Genomic DNA, 25,934 nt, shown 5'->3' with positions numbered 1-25,934 from the left:
AAATGTAAATTGGAGTAATGAAATGGACGTCGGAAATATAAATATATATGAAGCTGCAAGGAAGGGAGACTTTGAACTTGTTAAATGGATAGTTGAGTATTCAAGAGCAAGTCTCAATGAGTTTGACGAAAAGCATAGAACAGCCCTTTTTTATGCCGCAATTTCTGGACATCTTGAAATGTTCAGGTATCTTGTAGACAGATGCGGGCTTGATCCCCTAATGGGCGATGATGATCTTACAACCCCTTGGGATATTGTCCATTCTAGGATAAAAGAAATTGAGGGGAGTAAGCAGCCATGCTCAAATGAGGAGTTTTTAAATAATCTTAAAGAAATAGAAGATTATCTGGAAAAAAAGTATGGTCACAAATATGAGGATTATTATAGAAATCCTATAAGACCAGGCTTTTTTCCTGATCCGTCCATATGCAGGGTGGGAAGCGATTATTATATGGTCAATTCTTCATTTATCTTTTTTCCATGTATTCCCATTTCTCATTCCAAAGATCTTGTGCACTGGGAAATTATAGGCCACGCCATTACAAATCCTAAGTGGGCTCTTCTTGACGAACTTGAGGGAGGCCGTGGATACTGGGCTCCTGATATTACATACTACAATGGTAAGTTTTATATTGCAGCTACTTACAGACTTAATGACTCGGGACCTGTCTATAGGCGGCAAATAGTCGTATCATCAGATAAACCTGAGGGGCCTTATAGCGAGCCTGTTTTCATCGATGAGGATGGCATTGATCCAGGCCTTTTTAATGACGATGACGGAAGGCGTTATATGCTATTAAACCGAGGCGCCAGGATATTTGAGCTAGATGATACTGGAACTAAAAAAATATCTGATGCAAGGCTTCTTTATTATGGCAGCAATAAAAGAGCTCCAGAGGGACCTCATATATACAAAAAGAACGGCTATTATTATCTTCTTCAGGCTGAGGGCGGCACAGGTCTTGGTCACAGAGTTACAGTGGCAAGAAGTAGGGAACTTTTTGGCGTTTATGAGCCTTGCCCATATAATCCTATAATGAGACAAAATGATGAGGAAGCGGCCATTCAAAGGTGCGGACATGGAGATCTGGTGGAAACCCCTGATGGGCGCTGGTTTATGGTATATCTCTGCGGAAGACAAATAGGGAATGGCTATAGTATTCTTGGAAGAGAAACGGCGCTTGATCCAGTTACCTGGACCGCAGATGGCTGGCCAATCGTAAATAATCTAAAAGGGCCGTCCTGCATGCAGGTAAAACCTTTTGCAGATGCTGATTTCACTAATCAAGGGAAGATTGAATCAGAAAATACGGGAAAAGATACTATTTCGCCCTGCGGCTTACCTATGGATTACATGACTCCAAGAGGCTTTTATCCAGGGGATGTTTCATTTAAAGGTAATAAGTTTTACATAAGGGGCAGTAAGGCTCCGCTTAGCAGCGTAGATAGCAGAAATATAGTTCTAAGAAGACAGGATAGTTTTAAGTTCAAATATAGTGCTATCCTAAAACCATTAGACTTAAAAGAAGGCCAGAGTGCTGGAATAACAGGCTATTATGATGAAAACACTTATCTGGAGTTTGGAATAGTAAAAAAAGATGGCATGCTTTATATATATTCAAATGAGCATATTGGAGAGGATGATAATATTTTTTATGGAGAAAAGGCTCTGAAAGCAGAATTTTGCGGGATTGAGCTTGTTATGACAACAGACATGCTTGTAAGGACCTTATCTTACAGACTGCTTCCTTCTTCAGAATTAACAACATTTAATACACTTTCTGATGTATATTATCTATGTGATGAGGGTTATCATATTGGTAAAAGATTTACAGGGGCATTAGTTGGCATGTATGCCTATGGAGGTAAAGAGAGTCTAACAGCTGTCTTTGAATTTCCTTTATATGTAAGTCTGTAAAGATGCTTTTATAATACGATGTCTAATTTTTTACACGAAAGGATACCAAAATGCAGATAGGAATCAGATTTCATGACACAGTGGAACTTCCCTTCGAGGAAAGATTACAGGAGATAAAGAGACAGGGCTTTACCTGTACTCATATTGCGCTTTCAAAGGTGCCCGGATTTACGGCAAATACAGATGCGCTTACGCCTGGATATGCAATGTATATGAGAGATGCATTTAGAAGAGCAGATCTTGATGTTGCAGTACTTGGCTGTTATCTTAATCTGGCTACTCCTGATGAAGCTGCACTTAAGGCAACTCAGGACAAATATATGGCACATCTTCGTTTTGCCTCCCTTATGGGGGCTGGAATGGTTGGTACTGAGACTGGTGCTCCAAATGTTGATTATCACTACGACAAGGAGGCCTGTCATTCTCAGGAGGCTCTTGATATTTTTGTAAACAACTTAAGACCTGTTGTATCATATGCCGAGAAAATGGGCGTTATACTTGCTATTGAGCCAGTTTACAGACATATAGTATGGAATCCTAAGAGAGCAAGAGAGGTTCTTGATAAGATAGGCTCTCCAAATCTTCAGATTATCTTTGATCCTGTTAACCTTTTGTGGACTGATAATTTTGAGCAGAGGCAGGAGGTATTTGAGGAGGCGATAGATCTTTTGGGTAAAGATATATGCATGATCCACTTAAAGGATGCAGTGGTAGAGGGCGAAAGCGTAAAGAGCATGGCCTGTGGCCTTGGCGATATCAACTATGACGCTGTTGTGAAGTTTGCAGTTGAGAAAAAGCCTTTTATCCATGCTACACTTGAAGATACAAAGCCTGATAATGCAGTTTCAGCAAGGGAATTTATACAGAATATAGAGAAAAAATATAAGGCTTAATAATATTGAGCCGCTAGATGGTAAGACCTACTAGCGGCTCATTTAGTAGAAAGACTAACGATTTTGACTTGATTTGATATCAATAGATTTTATGTTTTGAAATAAATTTAGCTTCGCAGATATTCAATTTGCTTTGTTACAGCCTCTGGAATTGGAATATCTTCCTTTTTTAGCTTGGCTACAATGTTTGATACAGGTTTTGCTAGATTTTGTATTTTGGTATTGTAGTGGCTTATAAGCTCAGTATACTGAGGATTATCAGCAATCTTTTCCCTTAAATCTTTAGAAAAAGGACAGAAGGTAAAGAGAATTTCTCTAGCAACCTTATTAAGTCTTGGGGATCCGGCAGCTTCAAATTTGGTATATGCTAGATAGTCTGCAATGAACATATTTTTATAATTGTTGTTGTATTTCTTTAAGTCTGTTCTTAACTTCTCCTTCATATCTGATGATAGAGAAGGATTCTTTTTATAGAACTGAAGATAATCGCAATACATGGAGGTAAGAGATGGATCAGTAACATCATTCCAGTGCACACCTTGTTCAGTTTTGCACATTTCCCATCTGAATTCTGCAAAAAGCTTTATCATACATTCTTCGGTATTCTCTGTATTAAAGATGGAGACTACCATTCTTGCAGGCGTTCGTCTGTTTTTACCCTCAATTTCCTGCCAGAGAGCAGCTCTTGATCCTACATTAGGCAAAAGAATCATATATGGCGTGATGTCTTCTGAGTAGTGTAGCTGGGTTATGCCAATTTCAGGGTTTGAATAGACAGCAGATCTGCAAAATACACCATAGTCCAGATTCCTGATCATCTTATAGTAGTCATTTATTTTAGTTACTGTAAGATAAGCCATATCAAGCGGGCGTAGTACATTTTGAGCGTCAAAAACTGGAACAAAGGATGATATTCTGCCAAAGGTCATTCTGTTTCCAAGACCAAAAAGATTATGAATCTCAAACTGAAGTCTGCTAGTAGGGTCATTTGTCATAAGCTCTACCTGAGCCTGGTTTAACTGCCCGGTGCTTTTTTGCTCTCGAAGATAGGTAGGCCAGTCCTGGTCAAATTCGTTTCTGGAGGGCTCGAGTTCAAGATTATATATTTTAAGTAGCCACTCATAGATTGTAAGAACTTTTCCATCAGGATCCGGAACATATGCTTTGGCCATGTTGTATAGAATCTGTGTATTTTTTTCTCCAGCAAGTTCCTCGTCTACAAAACCAAACATAAAGAACATTTTAAGCTCTATTGGAATATTATTGTCGTTTAAACTTTTTATATAGGCAGGAGTGTAGACATCATAGAAAGTTGAGCCAATGCTTCTTCTGAGTGCTCTTGCTTCATCTGATGAATCATAGCGGTTATTGTTGGCCTTAAACTCAGATAACTGTTCTTCAAATTTGGCAGCTATCTCTGGTGATACACCAGAATACTCAAGAATTGTATTAAGAGCGTTGACAATGGTCACTACAGAACCATCGCCATTATTGTTTTCCAGATCATTTAACTTGGCATTTATAGCCTTCATTGTATTAGTAAAGGCTGTAGCTGTTTTCTTTAGTGTATTTCTATATTGTATCAGGTGTTTGGATTCCTCGGAAATCTTATGGAAGATAGTATAGGAGGACATAACAACACCAGTAGCTATTTCGATACTTAGAGGATACAGGGATTTTTTTAAAGATGCTTCATTGGCTTTTAATGCTCTGACAAAGTCAAAGGCCCAATCTTTTATATTGTCGCTTTTTTCAGGAGGTTCAATAGTTTCTATTTCTGGAAATGGCTTGGCTATTTCTCCTACCTTTATACAAAGGGCAGGGTAGTCGTTATAATCAGAGATTATCTGCTCATATTCTGATAGGGCATCTTCAAATTCTTTTTCAAAGATGTCGCAGCATTTAAAGGCAGATTCAACAGATTGAGCAGCGAGAATAGGGGCTATTTTGGGGTTTGAACGAACTACATTGGGGATATCATCGGCGTTGTCATAAGGATAGGAATAAACAGAAGTCTCTTCGAGGGCTTCAATTGTATAGTTATATGGAGTTCCTGGAGCTTCAACTATGCCAATGAAACTGCCAACAGACAGAGTAATAGAAGTGAACTGATTGGAAATTTTAAGGCTTCCCTTAACGAGAACCTCGATTGTTTCTACTATATCTGATCCAGCCCTGTGCAAAATCTGACCTTTTTCTAGTTTGACAAGCCCCATTTGTTACCTCCGGACAGTTGTGAAATATTATTAAATCGTACACATATTAATGGTAACACGTTGAATTTTTATCTTCAATCAGTAAAGACAAGGCAATTCTTAAAATTAAGTTAATTCGCAATAATCTGCTTTAGCTTATATTCATTTAGGGGACCTCTTGAGCATATAAGGCCATATATTTCAGATGAAGACAGATTTTTTTTTAGAATCTCCTGTTCATCATCTGATAGTATCTTGGAAGCGTTTTTCAGGTTTATAAGAATTTTATTATCCGTCAGAGCATTCATTCTTTTTACAAGAGAGGATGCTGATTTTTTCATTCCAAGAACCCTCAAAGGGGAGATATAGTCTTTTGATTTATACTCTTCCATATCATCTTTGGTTATACCAAGAAGTATATGGACCAAACATCTGCTGATCCTTGAATAGGCAAGATCTTTTGATTTTAATAGCTGGCAAAAACTGTCAAAATCAGCATAATTTTCAATATTCGCAATTATCTTATTGGAAAGATCTGTATTTATGTCAAGGAAACGGTCAAAGCCATTATCTTTTTCCAAAATAAGTTTGTAGCCTAGAAGGGCAGACAGTTTACCAGGATTACTTATCGAATCAGCATTATTTCTTAAAATATTGATACATGTTTCAGGCATAGTTAAAGATAAATTGTCTGTTATGCCGTTTGCTGAAATATATGACCTTATAGCTGATGCACTGGAATATTCGGTGAATATATCAGATGAATAGTCTTGTCCAACTCTTTTTATAGAATAAGGCTGTATGGGGCTTGCAGAGCTTATAAGAGCCTTAATATATTCAATCCCCAGAATGTTGTTAGGAGAAAGAAAGGCGTTTTCTACGTCTTTTTTGTTATATGGAATATTAGAAGAAGAAATATAGGCAAGGAGTGCCTTTTGTCTTGCACTGGCATAGGAAAGGCCTGACTTTAGCTCTTTTAATAGAGTTTCCTTGTAGTTTGCGGGCTCTTTTTCCAGAATGTCTGCAATGCAGGTTAAAAGGTCAACACTGCCACATTCACTTCCAAAGCAAAGATAGTCAATAATCCCAAGTCTGTTTAGTAAAGAAACAGCTCCTTTTGCGAAGAATTCAGCACTTCCTGTTGCATAGCAAACTGGCAACTCAAATACTATGTCTGCTCCACAGGAAAGAGCCATCTGGGTTCTTGTGTATTTATCGCAAAAAGAAGGGTAGCCTCTTTGAACAAAGTCGCCACTCATAACGATAACGACATGATCTGCCTTTAGGTCTTTTTTACAGGCCTCGATCAGATGAAGATGGCCAGTGTGAAATGGATTAAATTCTGCAATGATTCCAATAGTTTTCATAAAAATGTAAGCGCTTTCAATTTTGCTCTTGCTAATAATTTTTTCACTGATATAATTATAATGATGCATCATGCAAATGCAAAGCATCGATTTATTTCAAAAATAAATGCTTTATTAATAATAATATGAAAAGGGGTTATCTTATGAAAATTCTTGTAATTAACTGCGGCAGTTCTTCACTGAAATTCCAGCTTATCGATTCAGAGTCAGAGGCTGTTATCTGTAAAGGCCTTTGCGAGAGAATAGGTATTGAGGGAAGCCAGATTGTTTATACTCCAGAGGGTAAGGACAAGGTTACAAAGGTTACACCAATGCCAGACCATAACAGAGCAATTGAGCTTGTTATCGAGGCTCTTACAAATGCTGAGGATGGTGTTGTTAAGCTTGAAGAAATCGGAGCTGTAGGACATCGTATTGTACATGGCGGTGAGAAGTTTACAAAGTCTGTTGTTATCAATGACGAAGTTATCAAGGCTATTGAGGATGTTAGTGACCTTGCACCTCTTCACAACCCTGCAAACCTTATCGGTATCAGGGCTTGCCAGAAGGTTATGCCTTCTGTTCCGATGGTTGCAGTATTTGATACAGCTTTCCATCAGACAATGCCAGAAGAAGCTTATCTTTATGGACTTCATTATTCATACTATGAGAAATATGGTATTAGAAGATATGGTTTCCACGGAACCAGCCATTCATATGTAAGTAAGAGAGCTGCAGAGGTTCTTGGTAAGGACCCTTCACAGCTTAAGATGATTGTTTGCCACCTTGGAAATGGCGCCTCTGTATCTGCAGTAGATGGTGGCAAGTGCGTAGATACATCTATGGGACTTACTCCACTTGAAGGACTTATCATGGGAACAAGAACTGGAGATATTGATCCTTCAGTTGTAGAGTTCATTATGAAAAAAGAGAATGCTTCTGTTGCTGAGGTTACAAACATTCTTAATAAGAAGTCTGGTGTATTTGGACTTTCTGATGAGCTTTCATCTGATTTCAGGGACCTCCAGGCTGGATATGAGAACGGACATAAAGGTGCAAAGCGCGCTGTAGATGCTTTTGTTTACAGAGTAGTTAAGTATATTGGCGCTTATACAGCAGCTATGGGCGGAGTAGATGCCATCGCTTTCACTGCAGGTGTAGGTGAGAATAGCGGATTTGTACGTGGACTTATCTGCAATAGGCTTGGCTTTATTGGTGCTACTCTTGATGATGAGGCTAACAAGGTTCATGGTGAGGACAAGATCATTTCTGGTTCTGATAGTAAGGTAACACTTATGGTAATCCCTACTAATGAAGAACTTGCTATAGCTCGTGATACATATGCATTATGCAAATAATTAGATTATGAAAGAACTTAATTCATGCAAGGAAGCAATGGCAAAAAGCATGGAAAACAAGTATTTTGCCATTGCTCACCTATACAAAGATGAAAAAGCTATGGAAATGCACATTCATGACTGCTATGAAGTGTATTTTTCAATTTCAGGTGGCAAGCAATTCCTTATTGATAATAAGGTTTATGACATTGAGCCTGGAGATCTTTTCCTGATCAATCAGTATGATTCGCATTATCTGACTCAGATAGATAAGGAACTTCATGAGAGAATTGTAATAATGATAGATCCTGAGTACATGCGCAGCATTTCAAGTGCAGAAACAAATCTTGACGCGTGCTTTCAGGATAGAAATGACAAATTCTCGCATAAAGTTAAACTGTCAGCAGAGCAGCAGGGAAGATTTCTTTATTTTATAAATAAGATCATAACAAGTAACGGTTATGGACATGACCTTTTGGAAAGGGCTACATTTACTGAACTTTTTGTTATGATCAACCAGATAATTTGCGACAAACAGAATAATAAAGTTACTGAGAAGACTGCTACCTATAATGAGCAGGTGGATGCGATACTTTCTTATCTTAATAACAATATCCAATATCCGCTTAGTATTGGAGACCTTGCCAAGCATTTTTATATCAGTGAGTCCTATATATGCAGAATATTTAAGGCTGCTACTGGAACTACGATCAATAAATATATGACGGCAAGGAGAATATCTATTGCTAAATCCCTTTTAGCTGAGGGAATAGGCGTTAGTGAGGTTTGCGACAGATGCGGCTTTAGCGATTACAGCAACTTCCTTAAGGCCTTTACCAAGTCAGTTGGCATATCACCTAAGAAGTATTCTCAGTACTGCAACAGATAAAGAATCATAAAGTTAAAAAAATTATTGACAAATAGCATTACTATGGATATACTACTAAAGTATGCTAATGAATAAACGTAAACAATTGCCTTAAACACAGGCAGTTTCTTATACGGTTACTGTAAGGAGGTGTTACTGAAATGTCAATCTGCCCAAAGAATAAGTCATCAAAAGGCCATAGAGATCAGAGAAGAGCTAACTGGAAAATGACAGCTCCAACTCTTGTAAAGTGCAGTCATTGTGGAGCTCTTATGCAGCCTCATCAGGTTTGCAAGAAGTGTGGCTACTACAATAAGAAGAACATTGTTGAAACTGAGGCTTGATAAGTTTTAGTACAACCTAATTAGTTCGAATTTTAAGGCTTTCCGAATACTTCGGAAAGCCTTGATTTTTGCATATCACTTTAGTATAGTTATATAAGTTCAAAATTGATATGGGGGAACTAATAATGGCGGATTTAGTTAGAGTAGCTGTTGATGCCATGGGTGGAGACAATGCTCCTTTTGTTACAGTCAAGGGCGCTGTTGATGCCATTAAGGAATCAGACAGCCTAAAGGTTTTTTTAGTAGGCCAGGAAGATGCTGTTAATGCTGAGCTTGCTAAATATGAATATGATAAGAATAGGATCGAGGTAGTCAATGCTACTGAGATTATTGAAATGGCAGAGCCACCTGTTATGGCTATCAGAACCAAGAAGGATTCATCCATAGTTAAGGCTATGTACATGGTTAACCATGGAGAGGCAGATGCATATGTTTCTGCTGGTAGTACAGGTGCAACTCTTGTTGGCGGCCAGGTCATTGTCGGAAGACTTAAGGGCGTTGACAGAGCTCCACTTGCGCCACTTATCCCTACAGAGAAGGGAAATTCACTTCTTATTGACTGTGGAGCAAATGTGGATGCCAGATCCAACCACCTTGTCCAGTTTGCCAAGATGGGTACTGTATATATGGAAAATGTTATGGGAGTCAAGAATCCTACAGTTGCCATTGTTAACATTGGCGCTGAGGAAGAGAAGGGTAATGCCCTTGTCAAGGAGACTTTCCCTCTTCTTAAGAATTGCCCTGATATTAACTTTATAGGAAGTATTGAGGCAAGAGACATTCCTGCAGGATTTGCAGATGTCATTGTATGTGAGGCATTTACAGGAAATGTAATTCTGAAGATGTATGAAGGCGTAGCCAATTCTATGATGCATATCATCAAGAACAGCCTTATGTCTAGTTTGAAAACCAAGATAGGTGCACTTCTTATAAAGAATGATCTTAAGAAGTCTCTTGGCAATTACAGCATGGACAAATATGGCGGAGCTCCTATGCTGGGACTTAAGGGCCTTGTTGTCAAGACACATGGAAGTGCCAATGACGTAGAGGTCAAGAATTCAATCCTGCAGTGTGTAGTATTTACACAGCAGAAGATCAGTGAAAAGATTAGCGCTAAGCTTTCACCGGAAGCATAAGCTACTCGAATATAATTTTTTTATCTACTGCCTAGCAGTAAAGGAAGGTTTATTATGGAATTTGAGAAGATGAAAGAAGTTATTGCAAACGTACTCAATGTTGATCCTGAAGAGATCACAATGGAGACTACATTTACAGAGGACTTGGGAGCTGATTCACTTGATCTTTTCCAGATCATCATGGGACTCGAGGATGAGTTTGATGTTCAGATCGATCCTGAGAAGACAGAGAGCATCTCTACTGTAGGAGAGGCTGTTGAGCTTCTTAAAACTGCAATTTCTGGAAAATAATTGTAATAAATACAATGGACGATGGAGGCAGTTAGGTTTTAACTGCCTCTTTTAATTATTCTAGAGTAGGAAGACTAAACGTCTTCTACTAGATTTTAAGAGGTGTGTATGTTAAGCGAACAGGAATTAAATGAGTTTCAGAATGTGATTGGATATAAGTTCAAGAATATTGATCTTCTAATTCAGGCATTGACACATAGTTCTTTTGTTAATGAACAGAAGATCAACAAAAAGCCAGATTATGAGAGACTTGAGTTCTTAGGTGATGCGGTCCTTGAGATGATATCCAGTGATTTTCTCTACAGGAAATATCCTGATAAGAAGGAAGGAGAAATGTCCAAGATAAGGGCATCTCTTGTATGCGAAGGAGCTTTGGCTTTTGATGCTGAGCAGATCAATCTAAAGAAATACATTCAGCTTGGTAAAGGTGAAGAGGCTACTGGTGGAAGAAATAAGGAGTCTATTATTGCTGATGTGTGTGAGGCTGTGATTGGAGCTCTTTTCCTTGATGGTGGCATAGAGGAGTCTAAGAGGTTTATTGACACCTATGTACTTACTAATGCAGATAGTATGCAGATGTTCAGCGACAGCAAATCTCATTTGCAGGAATTTGTTCAGGCCAGAGGCCTTGGTGCAATTAAATATGAAATTTGTGGCGAAAGTGGCCCTGAACATGATAAAATATTTGATGTCCGCGTTTATGTCGGGGATGAAATTATGGGAGAGGGGACAGGGAAAACCAAAAAGGCTGCTGAGCAGAAGGCAGCATATCAGGCGCTTCTTGTATATAAAAAGTAATTTGCAATGTATTTAAAAAGTATTGAAATCCATGGCTTTAAGTCTTTTGCTAATAAAATAAAATTTGACTTTCACAATGGAATTACGGGTATTGTTGGACCTAATGGTTCCGGAAAGAGTAATGTAGCAGATGCTGTCAGATGGGTTCTTGGAGAACAGCGTATCAAGCAGCTTCGAGGCGGCTCTATGCAAGATGTAATTTTCTCTGGAACTGAGCTTAGAAAGCCTCTTGGCTATGCTTATGTTGCTATTACTCTTGATAATTCAGATCATTCTCTTGCTATTGATTATGATGAAGTTACTGTCTCCAGAAGGCTATATCGTTCTGGTGAGAGTGAATACATGATCAATGGCTCTTCATGTCGTCTTAAGGACGTCAACGAACTCTTTATGGATACAGGTATCGGTAAAGAGGGTTATTCCATCATTGGACAGGGTCAGATCGACCAGATTCTTTCAAGTAAGCCTGAGGACAGGCGAAATCTTTTTGATGAGGCTGCTGGTATCGTTAAGTTTAAATCTCGTAAGGAAACAGCTATCAAAAAGCTAGAGGAAGAGAAGATCAACCTCACAAGACTTAGTGATATTTTGTCTGAGCTCGAGAAGCAGATTGGACCTTTGGAGAAACAGTCTGAGGTTGCCAAGGAGTATCTGAAATTCAGAGAAAGACTCAAGACTCTTGATGTTAATATGTTCCTTGTAGAGAATAAGCGTCAGAAGGAACAGTATGAGGAAGCTAGCAAGAATCTTGAGATTGCAAAGGCATCACTTGAAGAGGCTAAGGCAAACTATGATAAGACCAAAGAGGAATATGAATCAATCCAGGGTAAGCTTGAGATTCTCGATAAGGAGATAGATGAGGCCAGAGCCAAAATTACAGATTCATCTGTAAAAAGAGAAAAACTTGAGGGCCAGATTGGTATTCTTAATGAGAAAATAAAGGCTGCTACTGATAATGACACACATTTCAAACAGCGTCAGAAGGATGAGCAGGCTAAGATAGATGAAAAGAACCTTCAAAAGGATAAATATCTTGAAGATAAGGCTGAGATTGACAAGATTGTAGAAGAACTCTCTGAGAACAGAAATGCTGCAAGAAAAGAACTTGATGCAGTGATCACCAAAATCTCAAATGTTAATGATGAGATTGAGGCCTGCAAGAATATGATCATTGAAACTCTTGGAACAAGAGCGACGATCAAGTCTAAGCTGAGTTCTCTTGATACTATGAAGGAGCAGGTCAATATCAGGAAGGCAGAACTTACAGGTAAGCTTGTAAGAGCGAGGTCAGACGAATCAAGGCAGGAAGAAATCATTCAAAAGCTTCGCGATGAGTTTGATGCTATTACTGCTGAAATTTCTGAAATGAACAAGAAAAAGAAGAGCGCTGAGGCTGAGGTCGTTAGTATCCGTGAGGGTATGAGCAAGAAGGACACAGAGCTTAGAAATACTCAGATTCTTTATCAGCAGGAAAAATCAAGACTTGAAGCTCTCGCAAATCTGACTGAACGCTATGAAGGATATGGTGGAAGTGTCAAGAAAGTCATGGAGAGGAAGGATGATACCAAGGGTATTATTGGTGTTGTTGCTGATATTATAAAGACTGAACCTAAGTATGAGACAGCTATTGAGGTTGCTCTTGGCGGTAATATCCAGAATATTGTTACAGATGACGAAGAAACAGCCAAGAAGATGATCCAGTATCTTAAGGATTCAAGGGCTGGTAGAGCAACATTTTTACCTCTTACAGCACTTGATAATCCTCCAGAACTTAAGGCTAAGGAAGCTCTTTTAGAGCCTGGCGTTCTTGGAATGGCAGATGAGCTTGTAACTACGGATCCCAAGTACAGATCTGTTGCTAAGGCTATGTTAGGCAGAATCGTGGCTGTTGATCATATCGACAATGCAGTCAAGATTGCACGAAAATACAAATATACTGTTAGAATGGTAACCCTTGAGGGAGAACTTCTTGTTCCAGGTGGTGCTATCAGTGGTGGCGCTTTTAAGAATAACAGTAATCTTCTTGGAAGACGCCGTGAAATGGAAGAGCTTGAGGGAAATGTAAAGAAATATAAAGAAAAACTTGATAGTCTCCAAAAAGAAATCGAGGAAGATAAGAAAAAGAGAAATGAGCTCAGAACTATTGTTGATGAATTAAGCTCAGAACTTCAGGGTAAATTCATACTTCAGAATACAGCAAGGCTTAATGTAGAAAATGAAGAAAAGAGACAGGAAGAGCAGAAAGGAAGCTTATCTGACCTCAAGGCAGAAAACGAGGAAATAGAGTCTAAGCTCCTGGAAATTGCCAGTCAAAAGGAAGAGGCGCAAAAGGCTCTCTCTGAATCAGAACAGCTCGAGAAGGAAAGTTCTGAAAAGGTTGCAGGATATCAGAAGGAACTTGAAGGACTCCATGCTATTGAGGAGACCGAGAACGAGAAAGTTTCCAAATGGGATATCGAATACGAGAAGATAGCTCAGAAACAGGAATTTGCCCAGGTTAATATTAATCGTATTGATGAAGAAATAATTGAAGAAGAGAAGGCACTTGCTGAGATTATTGAGAATCTGAACAACAATGCTATCTCCCTTGAACAGAATAAAAAAGACATTGAAGAAATAAAGCTTACTATTGAAGCATCATCCAATGTTACGGATGAGACTAATAAGGAACTTGAGGAAAAGAAAAAGACTAAGGCATCGCTTTCAGAAACTCAGAAGGAATTCTTTGGAAAGACTGAAGAATTGAATGCCCAGATGCTGAGCCTTGATAAAGAAGTTACAAGGCTTAATTCCAGAAGAGAAAAGTGCGAAGAGACAATTGATGCTCAGATCAATTATATGTGGAATGAGTATGAGATTACACTTTCCGATGCAGCTGGACTTAGAGACGAAGAGATGACTGATGTTCCGGCCATGAGAAAGGAAACAGCTTCTCTTAAGGATTCCATCAGAAAACTTGGTGACGTAAATGTAAATGCCATCGAGGATTACAAGAATCTCATGGAGAGATATACATTTATGAAGACCCAGCATGATGATCTTATTGTGGCAGAGGAACAGCTCAAAGGAATCATCAAGGATCTTGATGAATCTATGCGCAAACAGTTTATTGAACAGTTCCATCTTATCAATACTGAGTTTGATAAGGTATTTAAAGAGATGTTTGGAGGCGGAAAGGGCACACTCGAGCTCAATGAAGATGAGGATGTACTTGAGGCAGGAATTAGGATCAATGCTCAGCCGCCCGGAAAAAAGCTTGTTAACATGATGCAGATGTCTGGTGGAGAGAAGGCTCTTACAGCCATAGCTCTTTTGTTTGCTATTCAGAATCTTAAGCCTTCACCATTCTGCTTGCTTGATGAGATTGAGGCAGCTCTTGATGAGAACAACGTAGTTCGCTTTGCAAAGTATCTTCACAAGCTTTCAAGTACCCAGTTTATTGTAATTACTCATCGTCGTGGTACAATGGAAAGTGCTGACAGACTGTACGGTATTACTATGCAGGAAAAGGGTGTTTCTACCCTTGTTAGCGTAAACCTTATTGATAAGGAGCTTACAAATTAATGGCAAATGGATTTTTTTCAAAATTACAACAGGGTTTATCCAAGACTAGGGATAATATAGCTAAAGGCATAGATAATGTCTTTAATGGTTATTCTAATATTGACGAGGATTTCTACGAAGAACTTGAAGAAACTCTTATTATGGGAGACATCGGGATCAATGCCACCAGTAAGATCATGGATGAATTAAGAGCTCAGGTCAAGCAGCAACACATCAAGGATCCTTCTGAGTGCAGACAGCTTCTTATTGATGACATCAGACAGCAGATGAAAACTGATGAGCATGCATATGACTTTGAGGATAAGAAGACAGTTATATTTGTTATTGGCGTAAATGGAGTAGGCAAAACCACATCTGTAGGTAAACTTGCATCTGTTTTTAAGAAAAGAGGAAAAAAAGTTCTGATTGCAGCAGCAGATACTTATAGAGCAGCAGCTACTGAGCAGCTCAAGGAATGGGCTGACAGAGCTGATACTCCGCTTATTTCTGGAAGAGAAGGGGGAGACCCTGCCAGCGTAATATATGATGCTGTAAACTCTTTTAAAGCAAGAAATCTGGATATTCTGATTGTAGACACTGCGGGAAGACTACATAATAAGAAAAATCTTATGGAAGAATTATCCAAAATGAATAGAATAATAGACAAGGAATTACCTGGAATTTGCAGAGAGAACTTTATTGTACTTGATGGAACAACAGGGCAGAATGCTCTTAATCAAGCAAGAGAGTTTGGAGAAGCAGCTGATCTTACAGGTATTGTCCTTACTAAACTTGATGGAACGGCAAAAGGGGGAATTGCTGTAGCTATCGTGTCTGAGCTTAATATTCCAGTCAAGTATATTGGCGTTGGGGAAGGTCTTGACGATCTGGAAAGATTTGATTCAGATGAATTTGTAGATGCACTTTTTGAGTGATATAGGGAATGAAAATATATAGTGCTGTGCTTGCACATGGCACTATATATTTGAAATGACCGAACATACATGAGGAATAAAGAAATGCGAATGAAATGAGCATTTCGAGTTCCGAATGGATGTAGGATTGCGAGAACGAAGTGGAGCAATCCGTATATCACCTATTTTTTAAATGGAGGAGTATGAAAATGGCCGATGAAAAGAAGATGACTCTTGATAAGTTTGAAGAAGCCTATGAAGACGTCAAAAAAGTTACCCTGGAAACAAAACTAATCTACAGTGATTATTGGAGCAACACTACTGGAAATAAGGTTTATTTAAAACCCGAAAATCTTCAGAGAACTGGTGCTTATAAGGTTAGAGGTGCCTATTACAAGATTACAACTCTTTCTGACGAAGAGAGGAAAAAAGGCCTTATTACAGCATCTGCTGGTAACCATGCGCAGGGTGTAGCTTATGCGGCTAAATGTTATGGCGTTAAGGCAACTATTGTTATGCCTACGTCAACTCCACTTATTAAGGTTAATAGAACCAAGGCTCTTGGTGCAGAAGTTGTATTACATGGAAATGTATATGATGAAGCTTATGAGAAGGCAGTAGAGCTTTCCAAAGAGTATGGATATACTATGGTCCATCCATTTGATGATCTGGATGTTGCTACAGGCCAGGGAACAATTGCTATGGAGATCATCAAAGAGCTTCCAACAGTAGATTATATACTTGTGCCAATTGGAGGAGGCGGACTTGCAACTGGCGTATCTACTCTTGCAAAGCTTCTTAATCCTAAGGTTAAGGTCATCGGCGTTGAACCTGCAGGTGCTAATTGTATGCAGGAATCTTTAAAGGCAGGTCACGTAGTTGCACTTCCTTCAGTTAATACAATTGCTGATGGTACAGCTGTTAAAAAGCCTGGAGAGAAGATATTCCCATATCTTCAGGCTAATATCGATGAGATAATCACTGTTCCTGATGAAGATCTTGTAGTTTCTTTCCTGGATATGGTAGAAAATCATAAGATGGTTGTAGAAAACTCAGGACTATTATCAGTAGCAGCTCTTAAGCAGCTTAATTGCAAGGATAAGAAAATTGCCTGTGTATTATCTGGCGGTAATATGGATATTATTACAATGTCGTCTGTAGTACAGCAGGGACTTATCATGAGAGACAGGATATTTACCGTTTCTGTGCTTCTTCCTGATAAGCCTGGTGAACTTTCAAGGGTTGCAGGTGTAATTGCTGGCGTGAGTGGCAATGTAATAAAGCTTGAGCATAACCAGTTTGTTTCTATTAACAGAAATGCTGCTGTTGAACTTAGGATCACACTTGAAGCATTTGGAACAGATCACAAGGAAGAGATTATAGAAGCTCTCAATAAAGAAGGCTATAAACCAAGAATTGTAAGGACAAATATTTAATATGAGTAGCACAAAGAAAAATAGCATTAAAAAGAGACTGATGGAATACCTGATCATTACGGTTGCATCAACGCTATACGGGCTTGCCACAGCGATGCTGGTTGACCCTAACAATATAGCTCCTGGTGGGATGACAGGCCTTGCTATCGTAATTAACAGGCTTATTCCAATCGGAACTGGTAAGTGGTTTTGGATCATGAATATTCCTATACTGCTTGTTGCTATTTGGAAGTTTGGCATCAGATTTACAGTTTCTACAATCTATGCCACAGGGGTTATATCCCTGACTACAGATTTCTTTCACAATTATTTGTCTGCTTATTTTATAAATGATATTATTTTGGGCGTTACCATTGGTAGTGCATTATCAGCTATTGCCATGGGACTTATTTTTAAAAACCACGCCACAAGTGGTGGTACAGATGTTATAATTAAACTGTTAAGGCTCAGGTATCCGCATATCAAGACTGGCATGCTATTTATTATGACGGATATGGTAGTACTTATTATTGCAGGAATAGTATTTGGAGATATATCTGCTGCTTTGTATTCATTTCTTTCTGTTATGATCACATCTTCAGTTCTTGATCTTGTATTATACGGAAGAGATGGAGCTAAACTGCTCTATATCATATCTGATCATCCAGATATTATTACAGCGAGACTTTTAGAGGAACTTGATATTGGCGTAACACACGTATTTGCTCAGGGAGCATATAGTGGTGAAGATAAAAAGGTTATTATGTGCGCCATTAAAAAGAGACTTTCGCCTCTTGCTGAGGATATAGTAAGAGAAGAAGATCCTAATGCATTTATGATTGTAACTAGTGCCAGTGAAATTTTTGGTGAAGGCTATAAGAGTTATTTTGACGAGAGAATGTGAGCATGAAGAATACTTCCCAGGACACAAGAGAACGCATAGGCGTTAGAAATACTCATAATATCATATCCATTATTTTTTTAAGTCTGGTAGCGCTACTTGCTTTATCTTTTAGCGTTATGCTGCTTATTAAGAATGCCTCCCTTAAAAGAGAAGAGGAGGCTGTCAGAAGTGAGCTTGAAGCTTTAAATGAGGAAGGCTATTACACTGTAACTGAAGCGGACAGGCTTATTGAGGATGCCAAGGCGCAGACTAGACTTGAAACTACAAATTCTATAAAGGCGACAATTCAGTCTAAGCTTGAGGCTGGAGAGGGAACTACAACGACTATCAGATCTCTTTTTCCTGACCAGATGGTAGTTGCAAGCTCAGGCAGATATTACTTTTTTCCAATACTAGATACAATTGCGCATCATGGTTTTGGAGAAGAGGACTTTGTGGTTGGTGATGATGGATTTCTTGAGTATGTTGGTTCTGATGAGAGTATCCATGTGAAAAAAGGTGTTGATGTCTCAAGGTTTCAGGGCAATATAGACTGGAAGACAGTTAAAGAGCAGGGGATAGATTTTGCATTTATAAGAGTTGGACTTCGTGGAACTACAGAGGGCAAGATTCTTACAGATGACTGTTTTGAGGATAATATTAAGGGAGCTACTGAAAATGGTATTGATGTAGGAGTATATTTTTATTCCCAGGCAGTTAATGAGAAAGAGGCTCTAGAAGAAGTTCAGCTTATTCTGGATATGATTGAGCCATACGATGTCAAATACCCTGTGGTGATCGATATAGAAACAGCAGATTCAGATTCTGCGAGAACAAATGACCTTACTTCAGATGAGTATGAGGTTGTTGCCAAGACCTTCTGTGATACAGTAAGAAGCGCAGGCTATAAACCTATGATCTATGGAAATGTCAAATCTTTTACGCTTCTTATGGATGCGCAGGATGTTGATGATTATGGAATTTGGATTGCATATTATGGTAGTCCGTTGTACTATCCATACCATTTTGATGTATTGCAGTTTACATCTTCAGGAACGGTTAAGGGAATTGATGGCAACGTAGATCTTGATATATGCATTACGGATTATTGAAAAGAGTGATATGGTCAGAGAATTTGATGAAAAGCTTCCTTATTCCGCCTACGAGGAAAAGGGATATCTTAACAATGACTTTAAGTTTTTTCATATAAATGATCATGAAAAGGTTGACATTCCTTATCATTATCATGATTTTCATAAATTGATCCTTGTGCTTGGGGGCAAGGTTAAATATCTGATCGAAGGAAGGGAGTATGAGCTTCTTCCCTTCGATTTTGTGCTGGTTAACAGGTATCTGATACACAAGCCACTATTTGATGGGCAGATCAAAGAAAATTATGACAGGATCATATTATATCTAAGTGATGATTTTCTTAGAAAGTATAACCTCTTGGATGCATTTGAAAAAGCAAGAGAAATTGGGAGTTTTGTAGTAAGATTTCCTGGAAATGTTAGTTCAGATCTGTATGACAGATTTCAAAAGATACAGACAGACCTTCAGAATCAGGATAAAGAATATGCTGGAGAATTGCTTACCAGAATTGATGTTTTAAAAGCCATCATCGGTTTTAATAAGGCATGTATAAGCGAAGATTTTGGCTTTAAGCCAGAAGCCAGATATAACAGAAAAGTAATAGAGATAATAACATATATTACAGAGAATCTTTCATCTGATCTTTCCATAGATTACCTGGCTGATCATTTTTATATGAGTAAGTATCATATGATGAGAATCTTCAAGAATGAGACGGATTATTCAATTCATCAATACATTACTGAAAAAAGAATTCTAATGGCGAGGAATCTGATAATTTCAGGTATGCCTGCAACAGCAGCTTGCCTGGAGTGCGGATTTAAGGATTATTCTTCTTTTAGCAGAGCTTTCAAGAACCAGCTTGGATGTTTGCCATCTGATATTAAGATATAAGTGTCAAGAAAAAATACTTGACACCTATATCTTTTTTGTTTATTATATCATTTGTGTTTATAGGTAAAGAGGATATGTATGAAGAAAATCGTAGAGCAAGGCTTGTTGTATGATTTCTATGGCGAGCTTCTAACTGAACATCAGAGAAAAATATATGAGGCCGCTGTTTACAATGATATGTCTCTTACCGAGATTGCTGATGAAAACGGTATCAGCAAGCAGGGGGTGCATGATCTTATCAAGAGGTGCACCAATACGCTTGAGAGTTATGAAGACAGGCTTCACATGATCAGAAGATTTGAAGCTATTAAGGCTCAGGCCGTGGCTTTAGAAAAGTTATCCGGAGATACCGGAACCAACATGGATGCTGATCTTAGAGATAAACTTAAAGGCATCTCAGGCAAAATAATCGAGGAGCTTATTTGATAAATGGCTTTTGAAAGTCTTACTGATAAATTACAAAATGTTTTTAAGAATCTCCGCAGCAAGGGCAAACTTACAGAGGAAGATGTCAAGACTGCTCTTAAGGAAGTCAAGATGGCACTTCTTGAGGCTGATGTAAGTTTTAAGGTTGTTAAACAGTTTATTTCTGCTGTACAAGAGAGAGCTGTTGGAGAAGATGTACTAAATGGTCTTAATCCAGGCCAGATGGTTATCAAGATTGTTAATGAGGAAATGATTTCCCTCATGGGCTCGGAGACTACTGACATTAAGCTCTTGCCTGTGAACGAGATTACAGTCCTTATGATGTGCGGTCTTCAGGGTGCTGGTAAGACTACAACAGCAGCCAAGATTGCCGGCAAGCTCAAGATGAAGGGTAGAAAACCTCTTCTTGTAGCCTGCGATATATATAGACCTGCTGCTATTGATCAGTTACAGATCAATGCCAGCAAGCAGGAAGTGGATTCCTTTACACTTGGTTCTTCAGCTGATCCTGTAGACATTGCCAGAGCGTCAATTGATGAAGCTAAAAAGAATGGCAATAACGTGGTTATCATCGATACTGCTGGTAGATTGCAGATTGATTCCATAATGATGCAGGAGCTTGTAGATATAAAGAATGCTGTATCTGTTACTCAGACACTTCTGGTTGTAGATGCTATGACCGGTCAGGAAGCTGTTAATGTGGCTACTGAATTCAATGAGAAGGTCGGGATAGACGGAATTATTCTATCTAAGATGGATGGCGATTCAAGAGGTGGTGCTGCACTTTCAACCAAGGCAGTAACAGGCAAGCCTATCTTATACGTAGGTATGGGAGAGAAACTTTCAGATCTTGAGCAGTTCTATCCTGATAGAATGGCTAGCCGTATTCTTGGCATGGGAGATGTTCTTAGTCTTATTGATAAGGCTGTAGAGGCTAATGCTGAGAGAGATGCGGAAAAAGATCGTGAAATGGCCCAGAAGATGAAAAAGGGCAAGATCGATTTTGAAATGTACCTAGAGAGTATGAAGGCTATGCGCAATATGGGCGGCCTTTCATCAATTATGGGTATGCTTCCAGGAATGGGCAAGATAAGCGATGATATGCTTCCTGATGAGAAACAACTTGCCAGAATCGAAGCAATAGTTCTTTCTATGACACCTGAAGAACGCAAGAATCCTAAGCTTATGTCACCACAGAGAAAGTTTAGGATAGCTAAGGGCTCTGGCAACGATATTGCTGATGTTAACAGATTTATCAAGCAATTTGAACAAATGCAGAAGATGATGAAGCAGATGCCTGGACTTATGGGTGGCAAGAAGGGCTTTGGCAAGCTCGGTGGTTTTGGCCGAGGAGGATTTCCTGGCGGCAGATTCCCGTTTTGATATGTCTATCAGCTTTTGTGGCTGTTTTATACATATAAGCAAATAATATCTATCTTAATTTTTTAAATGGAGGAAATTAAAATGGCAGTAAAAATGAGATTAAAGAGAATTGGTAAGAAGAAGGTTCCTTTCTACAGAATTATCGTTTCTGATTCAAAGGCTCCTGTACAGGGTAAGTTCATCGAGGAGATCGGAACATACGATCCTAACACAGATCCTAGCACAGTTAAGATCGACGCAGAACTTGCTAAGAAGTGGCTTTCAAATGGTGCACAGCCTACAGAGTCTGTTGCAAAGCTTCTTAAGCAGGCCGGCATTAAATAAGGCTTTTTGGTAATAAAAAAACATATGCCGGGGGTTAATCAATGAAAGAATTAGTTGAAGTTATAGCAAAAGCGCTAGTTGATAATCCGGATGAGGTTGTTGTTTCCGAGAAAACAGACGGGCGTAACATTATGATCGAACTTCATGTAGCTTCTTCAGACATGGGCAAGGTCATTGGCAAACAGGGCCGTATTGCCAAGGCAATTCGTGCCGTTGTTAAGGCTGCATCAACAAGAGAAAATCTCAAGGTTGATGTAGAGATAGTTTGATTTTAACCTTTGCATTTGCCAATCATATGAGTCGAATAGGGCTTTATAGCTTTATTCGACTCTAAGTTTATTACAGGATTTTTAAAGAATATTATGAATTTTCATATCATGACGTTATTTCCAGAGATGATAACTGGAAGTCTTTCAAACAGCATTACTGGTAGAGCAAGCGATAAGGGTTATATCTCTTTTAATGCTGTCAATATCAGAGATTATTCTAATGACTTTAAGCATCACAAGGTTGATGATTATACATATGGAGGCGGTGCAGGTATGCTTATGCAGGCACAGCCTATTTATGATTGTTTTATTTCTATTCAAGACGAGATTTTAAAGCGCGGCGGAAAGAGTCCTAGAGTTATCTATGTTACGCCACAAGGCGCTGTTTTTAACCAGAAAATGGCTCAGGAATTTGCTTCCGAAGAAGATCTTGTGTTTCTGTGCGGACACTATGAAGGTGTTGATGAGAGAGTATTAGAAGAGATTGTTACAGATTATGTTTCTATAGGTGATTATGTACTGACAGGAGGCGAACTTCCTGCAATGGTCATGATCGATGCAATTTCAAGACTTGTACCAGGGGTTCTTAATAACGATGAGTCAGCTATGACTGAGAGCTTTAATAATAATCTGTTAGAGTATCCTCAGTATTCGAGACCAGAGGAATGGATGGGCAAAAAAGTTCCTGCTATACTATTATCAGGTGATCACAAGAAGGTTGATGAATGGAGACTTGAAAAGTCCATTGAAAGGACTAAGGAGAGAAGACCTGATCTTTACGAGAAATACCTTGCTGAGAATCCACCAAAGCCTCCAAAAAAGAAACGAAGGAGAAGAAAAGCTGATCCGGAAATTTCTATGGAACAAGTAGATACTGATAAGACGATCAAAAATGAAGATGGAGAATAATAGTGACAGATAGATTTCAAGTTGGAGTAATTGCATCAACACACGGACTTCAGGGAGAAGTAAATGTTTTTCCCACTACGGAGGATCCAAATCGTTTTAAAAAACTTAAGAAGGTTACTCTTCATACCCAAAGAGGTGAAGAGATTGAACTTGACGTTCAGAGTGCCAGATTTTTCAAGAAGTTTGTCATTGTTAAGTTTAAGCAGTACAACAATATAAATGATGTTGAGAAGTTTAGAGGATGTGAGCTTACAATCGACAGGAAAGATGCTATAAAGCTTGAACCTGGAGAATTTTACTGTGCTGATCTTATGGGCCTTTCAATAGTTGATGAAGATGATAAACTCCTTGGTACTGTAACAGATATCATTCAGACAGGGGCTAATGATGTATATGAAATGACAAAAGAGAATTCTGAGGACAAGATTTATATACCAGCCATAAAAGACTGTGTCAAAAATATTGACCTTGAGAATAAAAAAATAACTATCCATGTTATTGAAGGACTGTTATAATAATATTCTTGGACTGTGTAATATTTAATGACTTTTAACATTAAATGTCATATAATTATAATTATTAAAATATGAAAAAAATATAAATTCTAAATGTATCTAGTTTTATATTAGTGGGGTAATATATGGTCGATTATACAGAAGGTGCTGGCTATCAGTACCATACTCATGTAAAAAAAGGTGATGTAGGAAGATACGTTATTCTGACAGGTGATCCTGGCAGATGCGAGACTATATCACATCTATTTGATAATCCAAGATTTGTAGCTTACAACAGAGAATACAATACTTATACAGGAACTATTGATGGAGAGATGGTTACTGTAATGTCTCATGGCATTGGTGGTGCTTCTACAGCTATTGCAATTGAAGAACTTGTAAAATGCGGAGCAGATACTTTCATTCGAATGGGTACTTCTGGAGGAATGCAGGAAGATGTCATTGGTGGTGATATTGTAATTGCCAATGGCGCAATCAGAGCTGAGGGTACTTCCAAGGAGTATGCGCCTATCGAATATCCTGCTGTAGCATCTTATGATGTAGTTAATGCACTTGTTGAGGGGGCGAAGAAGGCTGGAGCCAAGTACCATGTAGGCGTTGCCCAGTGTAAGGATTCTTTCTTTGGACAGCATGAACCAGAGACTAAGCCTGTAGGACCAGAGCTTTTGTACAAATGGGATGCGTGGATCAAGTGTGGAGCACTTTGCTCCGAGATGGAGTCTTCTACTTTATTTATTGTTGGGAATTATTTGAGAGTTAGAACTGGAGCTGTCCTTTTGGTTGTAGCTAATCAGGAGAGGGCAAAAAAAGGACTTTCTAATCCTCAGGTTCATGATATGGATACTGTATATCGTACAACAATTGAGGCTATTCGTAACCTTATTGCTTTGGATAAAGCCTGAAAAGGTTTTATTATAAAAAGTCAACTTAATTCAAAATGGAGGGAAATTATGAAAAAGAGACTTTTTGCAGTCCTTATGGCTGCGACAATGGTTGCATCACTTGTAGCATGTGGTTCTACAGAGCCAGCAACTACAGAGCCAGCAACAGAGGAGGCAGCTCCTGCTACAGAAGAGGCAGCTCCTGCTGCGGACAACACTGAGGCACCTGCTACAGAGACTAGCTCAGACCTCAAGATCGCTATGATCACAGACTCTGGTGACATCACAGATATGTCTTTCAACCAGACAACTTATGAGGCATGTGACGCTTTCTCTAAGACTAACGGTCTTACATTCCAGTACTATAAGCCATCAGAAGACTCTGATGAGGCTCGTACTGCAGCTTTCAACAACGCTGTTGCTGATGGTTACAATGTAGTTGTTGTTCCTGGTTACCTTTTTGCTTCTATGATCGCTACAGTAGCTGACGCTAACCCAGACGTAACAATCATCGCTCTTGATGTTTCACAGGGTGACTTTGAAGGTGCTGGTATGACAGAGCTTCCTGCTAATGTTTGCTCATTCACATATCAGGAAGAGCTTGCTGGTTACATGGCTGGTTATGCAGTAGTTAAGGAAGGCTACAAGAAGCTTGGTTTCCTTGGCGGCATCGCAGTTCCTGCTGTTATCCGTTATGGTTATGGCTTCGTTCAGGGTGCTGACGCAGCTGCTACAGAGCTTGGTATTGCATCTGATGTAGAAGTTAACTATGTATATGGCGGACAGTTCTTTGGTGATGAGGCTGTTACAGCTACTATGGATACATGGTACTCAAATGGTACAGAAATTGTATTTGCATGTGGTGGCGGTATCTTCACATCAGCTGGTGAGGCTGCTAAGAAGGTAGATGGTAAGGTTGTTGGTGTTGACGTTGACCAGACTGGTACAATTGATGGACTTTACGGTGAAGGCGTTTGCGTAACATCTGCTATGAAGGGTCTTGCTGCAACAGTAAACACAACTCTTACAGATGTACTTGATGGCAACTGGGCTGCTCATTCTGGAAAGATCGAGAACCTTGGTATCGTTTCAGGTGATGACCCATCTCTTAACTACGTACAGCTTCCAACTGAGACATGGTCAATGAAGAACTTCACAGTTGATGATTACAAGGCACTTGTTAAGTCAATGGCTGATGGCTATGTAACAGTAGATAGCAATATCGATGTTATGCCTACAACAGCTATCAAGGTTACAACTTTTGATAACATTCACTAATTGAATAATTAGTTAGTTATGTTGTTCTTCAAAAGGGAAGGAAAACTATTTCCTTCCCTTTTTTAAAGCAAATGATTTATAC

Annotated in this window: 24 protein-coding genes; 22 read left to right on the top strand and 2 right to left on the bottom strand. The window is 38.9% G+C overall.

What is annotated here, in order from left to right; translation table 11 throughout:
* The first annotated feature begins 22 nt into the window (after positions 1–22).
* Positions 23–1,918, top strand: coding sequence for a family 43 glycosylhydrolase (locus BLO53_RS00240; RefSeq protein WP_092058139.1), 1,896 nt, complete (start codon positions 23–25; stop codon positions 1,916–1,918).
* Positions 1,919–1,968: 50 nt separating this feature from the next.
* Positions 1,969–2,811, top strand: coding sequence for a sugar phosphate isomerase/epimerase family protein (locus BLO53_RS00235; RefSeq protein WP_092058137.1), 843 nt, complete (start codon positions 1,969–1,971; stop codon positions 2,809–2,811).
* Between the two features lie 107 nt (positions 2,812–2,918).
* Here BLO53_RS00235 and BLO53_RS00230 read toward each other — a convergent pair whose 3' ends face one another.
* Complete coding sequence (locus BLO53_RS00230; RefSeq protein ID WP_092058135.1) at positions 2,919–5,027, bottom strand: cyclic nucleotide-binding domain-containing protein; 2,109 nt, start codon at positions 5,025–5,027, stop codon at positions 2,919–2,921.
* A gap of 110 nt (positions 5,028–5,137) precedes the next feature.
* On the bottom strand, positions 5,138–6,373 hold the full coding sequence (locus tag BLO53_RS00225) for a tRNA(Met) cytidine acetate ligase (protein WP_176757088.1): 1,236 nt from the start codon (positions 6,371–6,373) through the stop codon (positions 5,138–5,140).
* A 143-nt stretch (positions 6,374–6,516) separates the two neighbouring features.
* Between BLO53_RS00225 and BLO53_RS00220 the strand changes: the two genes are divergently transcribed.
* The 20 genes from BLO53_RS00220 (at position 6,517) to BLO53_RS00125 (ending at position 25,852) form a co-directional block, all read left to right on the top strand.
* Positions 6,517–7,710: an acetate/propionate family kinase gene (locus BLO53_RS00220; protein ID WP_092058132.1), complete on the top strand. Its 1,194-nt coding sequence runs from the start codon at positions 6,517–6,519 to the stop codon at positions 7,708–7,710.
* Between the two features lie 7 nt (positions 7,711–7,717).
* Complete coding sequence (locus BLO53_RS00215; protein ID WP_092058130.1) at positions 7,718–8,578, top strand: AraC family transcriptional regulator; 861 nt, start codon at positions 7,718–7,720, stop codon at positions 8,576–8,578.
* A 140-nt stretch (positions 8,579–8,718) separates the two neighbouring features.
* Complete coding sequence (rpmF, locus tag BLO53_RS00210; RefSeq protein WP_013280968.1) at positions 8,719–8,901, top strand: 50S ribosomal protein L32; 183 nt, start codon at positions 8,719–8,721, stop codon at positions 8,899–8,901.
* Between the two features lie 125 nt (positions 8,902–9,026).
* A complete protein-coding gene (gene plsX / locus BLO53_RS00205) occupies positions 9,027–10,037 on the top strand; it encodes a phosphate acyltransferase PlsX (protein ID WP_092058128.1) in 1,011 nt (336 codons plus the stop codon).
* A 54-nt stretch (positions 10,038–10,091) separates the two neighbouring features.
* Positions 10,092–10,328, top strand: a complete 237-nt coding sequence (gene acpP, locus BLO53_RS00200; RefSeq protein WP_026487898.1) for an acyl carrier protein — start codon at positions 10,092–10,094, stop codon at positions 10,326–10,328.
* A 108-nt stretch (positions 10,329–10,436) separates the two neighbouring features.
* Positions 10,437–11,126 (top strand): ribonuclease III, encoded by a 690-nt coding sequence (gene rnc / locus BLO53_RS00195; protein WP_092058126.1) that lies wholly within the window; start codon positions 10,437–10,439, stop codon positions 11,124–11,126.
* A 6-nt stretch (positions 11,127–11,132) separates the two neighbouring features.
* A complete protein-coding gene (smc, locus tag BLO53_RS00190) occupies positions 11,133–14,690 on the top strand; it encodes a chromosome segregation protein SMC (protein WP_092058124.1) in 3,558 nt (1,185 codons plus the stop codon).
* Complete coding sequence (gene ftsY / locus BLO53_RS00185; RefSeq protein WP_026487895.1) at positions 14,690–15,604, top strand: signal recognition particle-docking protein FtsY; 915 nt, start codon at positions 14,690–14,692, stop codon at positions 15,602–15,604. The genes smc and ftsY overlap by 1 nt, the downstream gene beginning before the upstream one ends.
* Before the next feature lie 188 nt (positions 15,605–15,792).
* Positions 15,793–17,019 (top strand): threonine ammonia-lyase, encoded by a 1,227-nt coding sequence (gene ilvA, locus BLO53_RS00180; protein WP_026487894.1) that lies wholly within the window; start codon positions 15,793–15,795, stop codon positions 17,017–17,019.
* 1 nt (position 17,020) lies between these two features.
* Complete coding sequence (locus tag BLO53_RS00175; RefSeq protein ID WP_092058122.1) at positions 17,021–17,902, top strand: YitT family protein; 882 nt, start codon at positions 17,021–17,023, stop codon at positions 17,900–17,902.
* Between the two features lie 2 nt (positions 17,903–17,904).
* The gene (locus tag BLO53_RS00170; protein WP_092058120.1) at positions 17,905–18,993 is read left to right on the top strand and encodes a glycoside hydrolase family 25 protein; all 1,089 of its coding nucleotides are present in this window, start codon (positions 17,905–17,907) and stop codon (positions 18,991–18,993) included.
* A 10-nt stretch (positions 18,994–19,003) separates the two neighbouring features.
* On the top strand, positions 19,004–19,867 hold the full coding sequence (locus BLO53_RS00165; RefSeq protein WP_092058118.1) for an AraC family transcriptional regulator: 864 nt from the start codon (positions 19,004–19,006) through the stop codon (positions 19,865–19,867).
* 78 nt (positions 19,868–19,945) lie between these two features.
* Complete coding sequence (gene ylxM, locus BLO53_RS00160) at positions 19,946–20,293, top strand: YlxM family DNA-binding protein (RefSeq protein WP_092058116.1); 348 nt, start codon at positions 19,946–19,948, stop codon at positions 20,291–20,293.
* A 3-nt stretch (positions 20,294–20,296) separates the two neighbouring features.
* The gene (gene ffh / locus BLO53_RS00155) at positions 20,297–21,676 is read left to right on the top strand and encodes a signal recognition particle protein (RefSeq protein ID WP_092058115.1); all 1,380 of its coding nucleotides are present in this window, start codon (positions 20,297–20,299) and stop codon (positions 21,674–21,676) included.
* Between the two features lie 81 nt (positions 21,677–21,757).
* Entirely contained in the window at positions 21,758–22,000 is a 243-nt protein-coding gene (rpsP, locus tag BLO53_RS00150; protein WP_092058113.1) for a 30S ribosomal protein S16, read from the top strand.
* A gap of 41 nt (positions 22,001–22,041) precedes the next feature.
* Positions 22,042–22,269: a KH domain-containing protein gene (locus BLO53_RS00145; protein ID WP_026487889.1), complete on the top strand. Its 228-nt coding sequence runs from the start codon at positions 22,042–22,044 to the stop codon at positions 22,267–22,269.
* Between the two features lie 93 nt (positions 22,270–22,362).
* A complete protein-coding gene (gene trmD, locus BLO53_RS00140; RefSeq protein WP_092058111.1) occupies positions 22,363–23,178 on the top strand; it encodes a tRNA (guanosine(37)-N1)-methyltransferase TrmD in 816 nt (271 codons plus the stop codon).
* 2 nt (positions 23,179–23,180) lie between these two features.
* The gene (gene rimM / locus BLO53_RS00135; protein ID WP_092058110.1) at positions 23,181–23,693 is read left to right on the top strand and encodes a ribosome maturation factor RimM; all 513 of its coding nucleotides are present in this window, start codon (positions 23,181–23,183) and stop codon (positions 23,691–23,693) included.
* 125 nt (positions 23,694–23,818) lie between these two features.
* Positions 23,819–24,595 carry a uridine phosphorylase gene (gene udp / locus BLO53_RS00130; RefSeq protein WP_092058108.1) on the top strand — a complete coding sequence of 259 codons (777 nt, stop codon included), beginning with the start codon at positions 23,819–23,821 and terminating at the stop codon, positions 24,593–24,595.
* Positions 24,596–24,643: 48 nt separating this feature from the next.
* Entirely contained in the window at positions 24,644–25,852 is a 1,209-nt protein-coding gene (locus BLO53_RS00125) for a BMP family lipoprotein (RefSeq protein WP_176757087.1), read from the top strand.
* The last annotated feature ends 82 nt before the right edge of the window (positions 25,853–25,934 follow it).

Source organism: Butyrivibrio sp. INlla14 (genome assembly GCF_900102515.1).
Lineage (GTDB): Bacteria > Bacillota > Clostridia > Lachnospirales > Lachnospiraceae > Butyrivibrio.
This window is presented reverse-complemented; position numbering and strand designations above follow the sequence as displayed.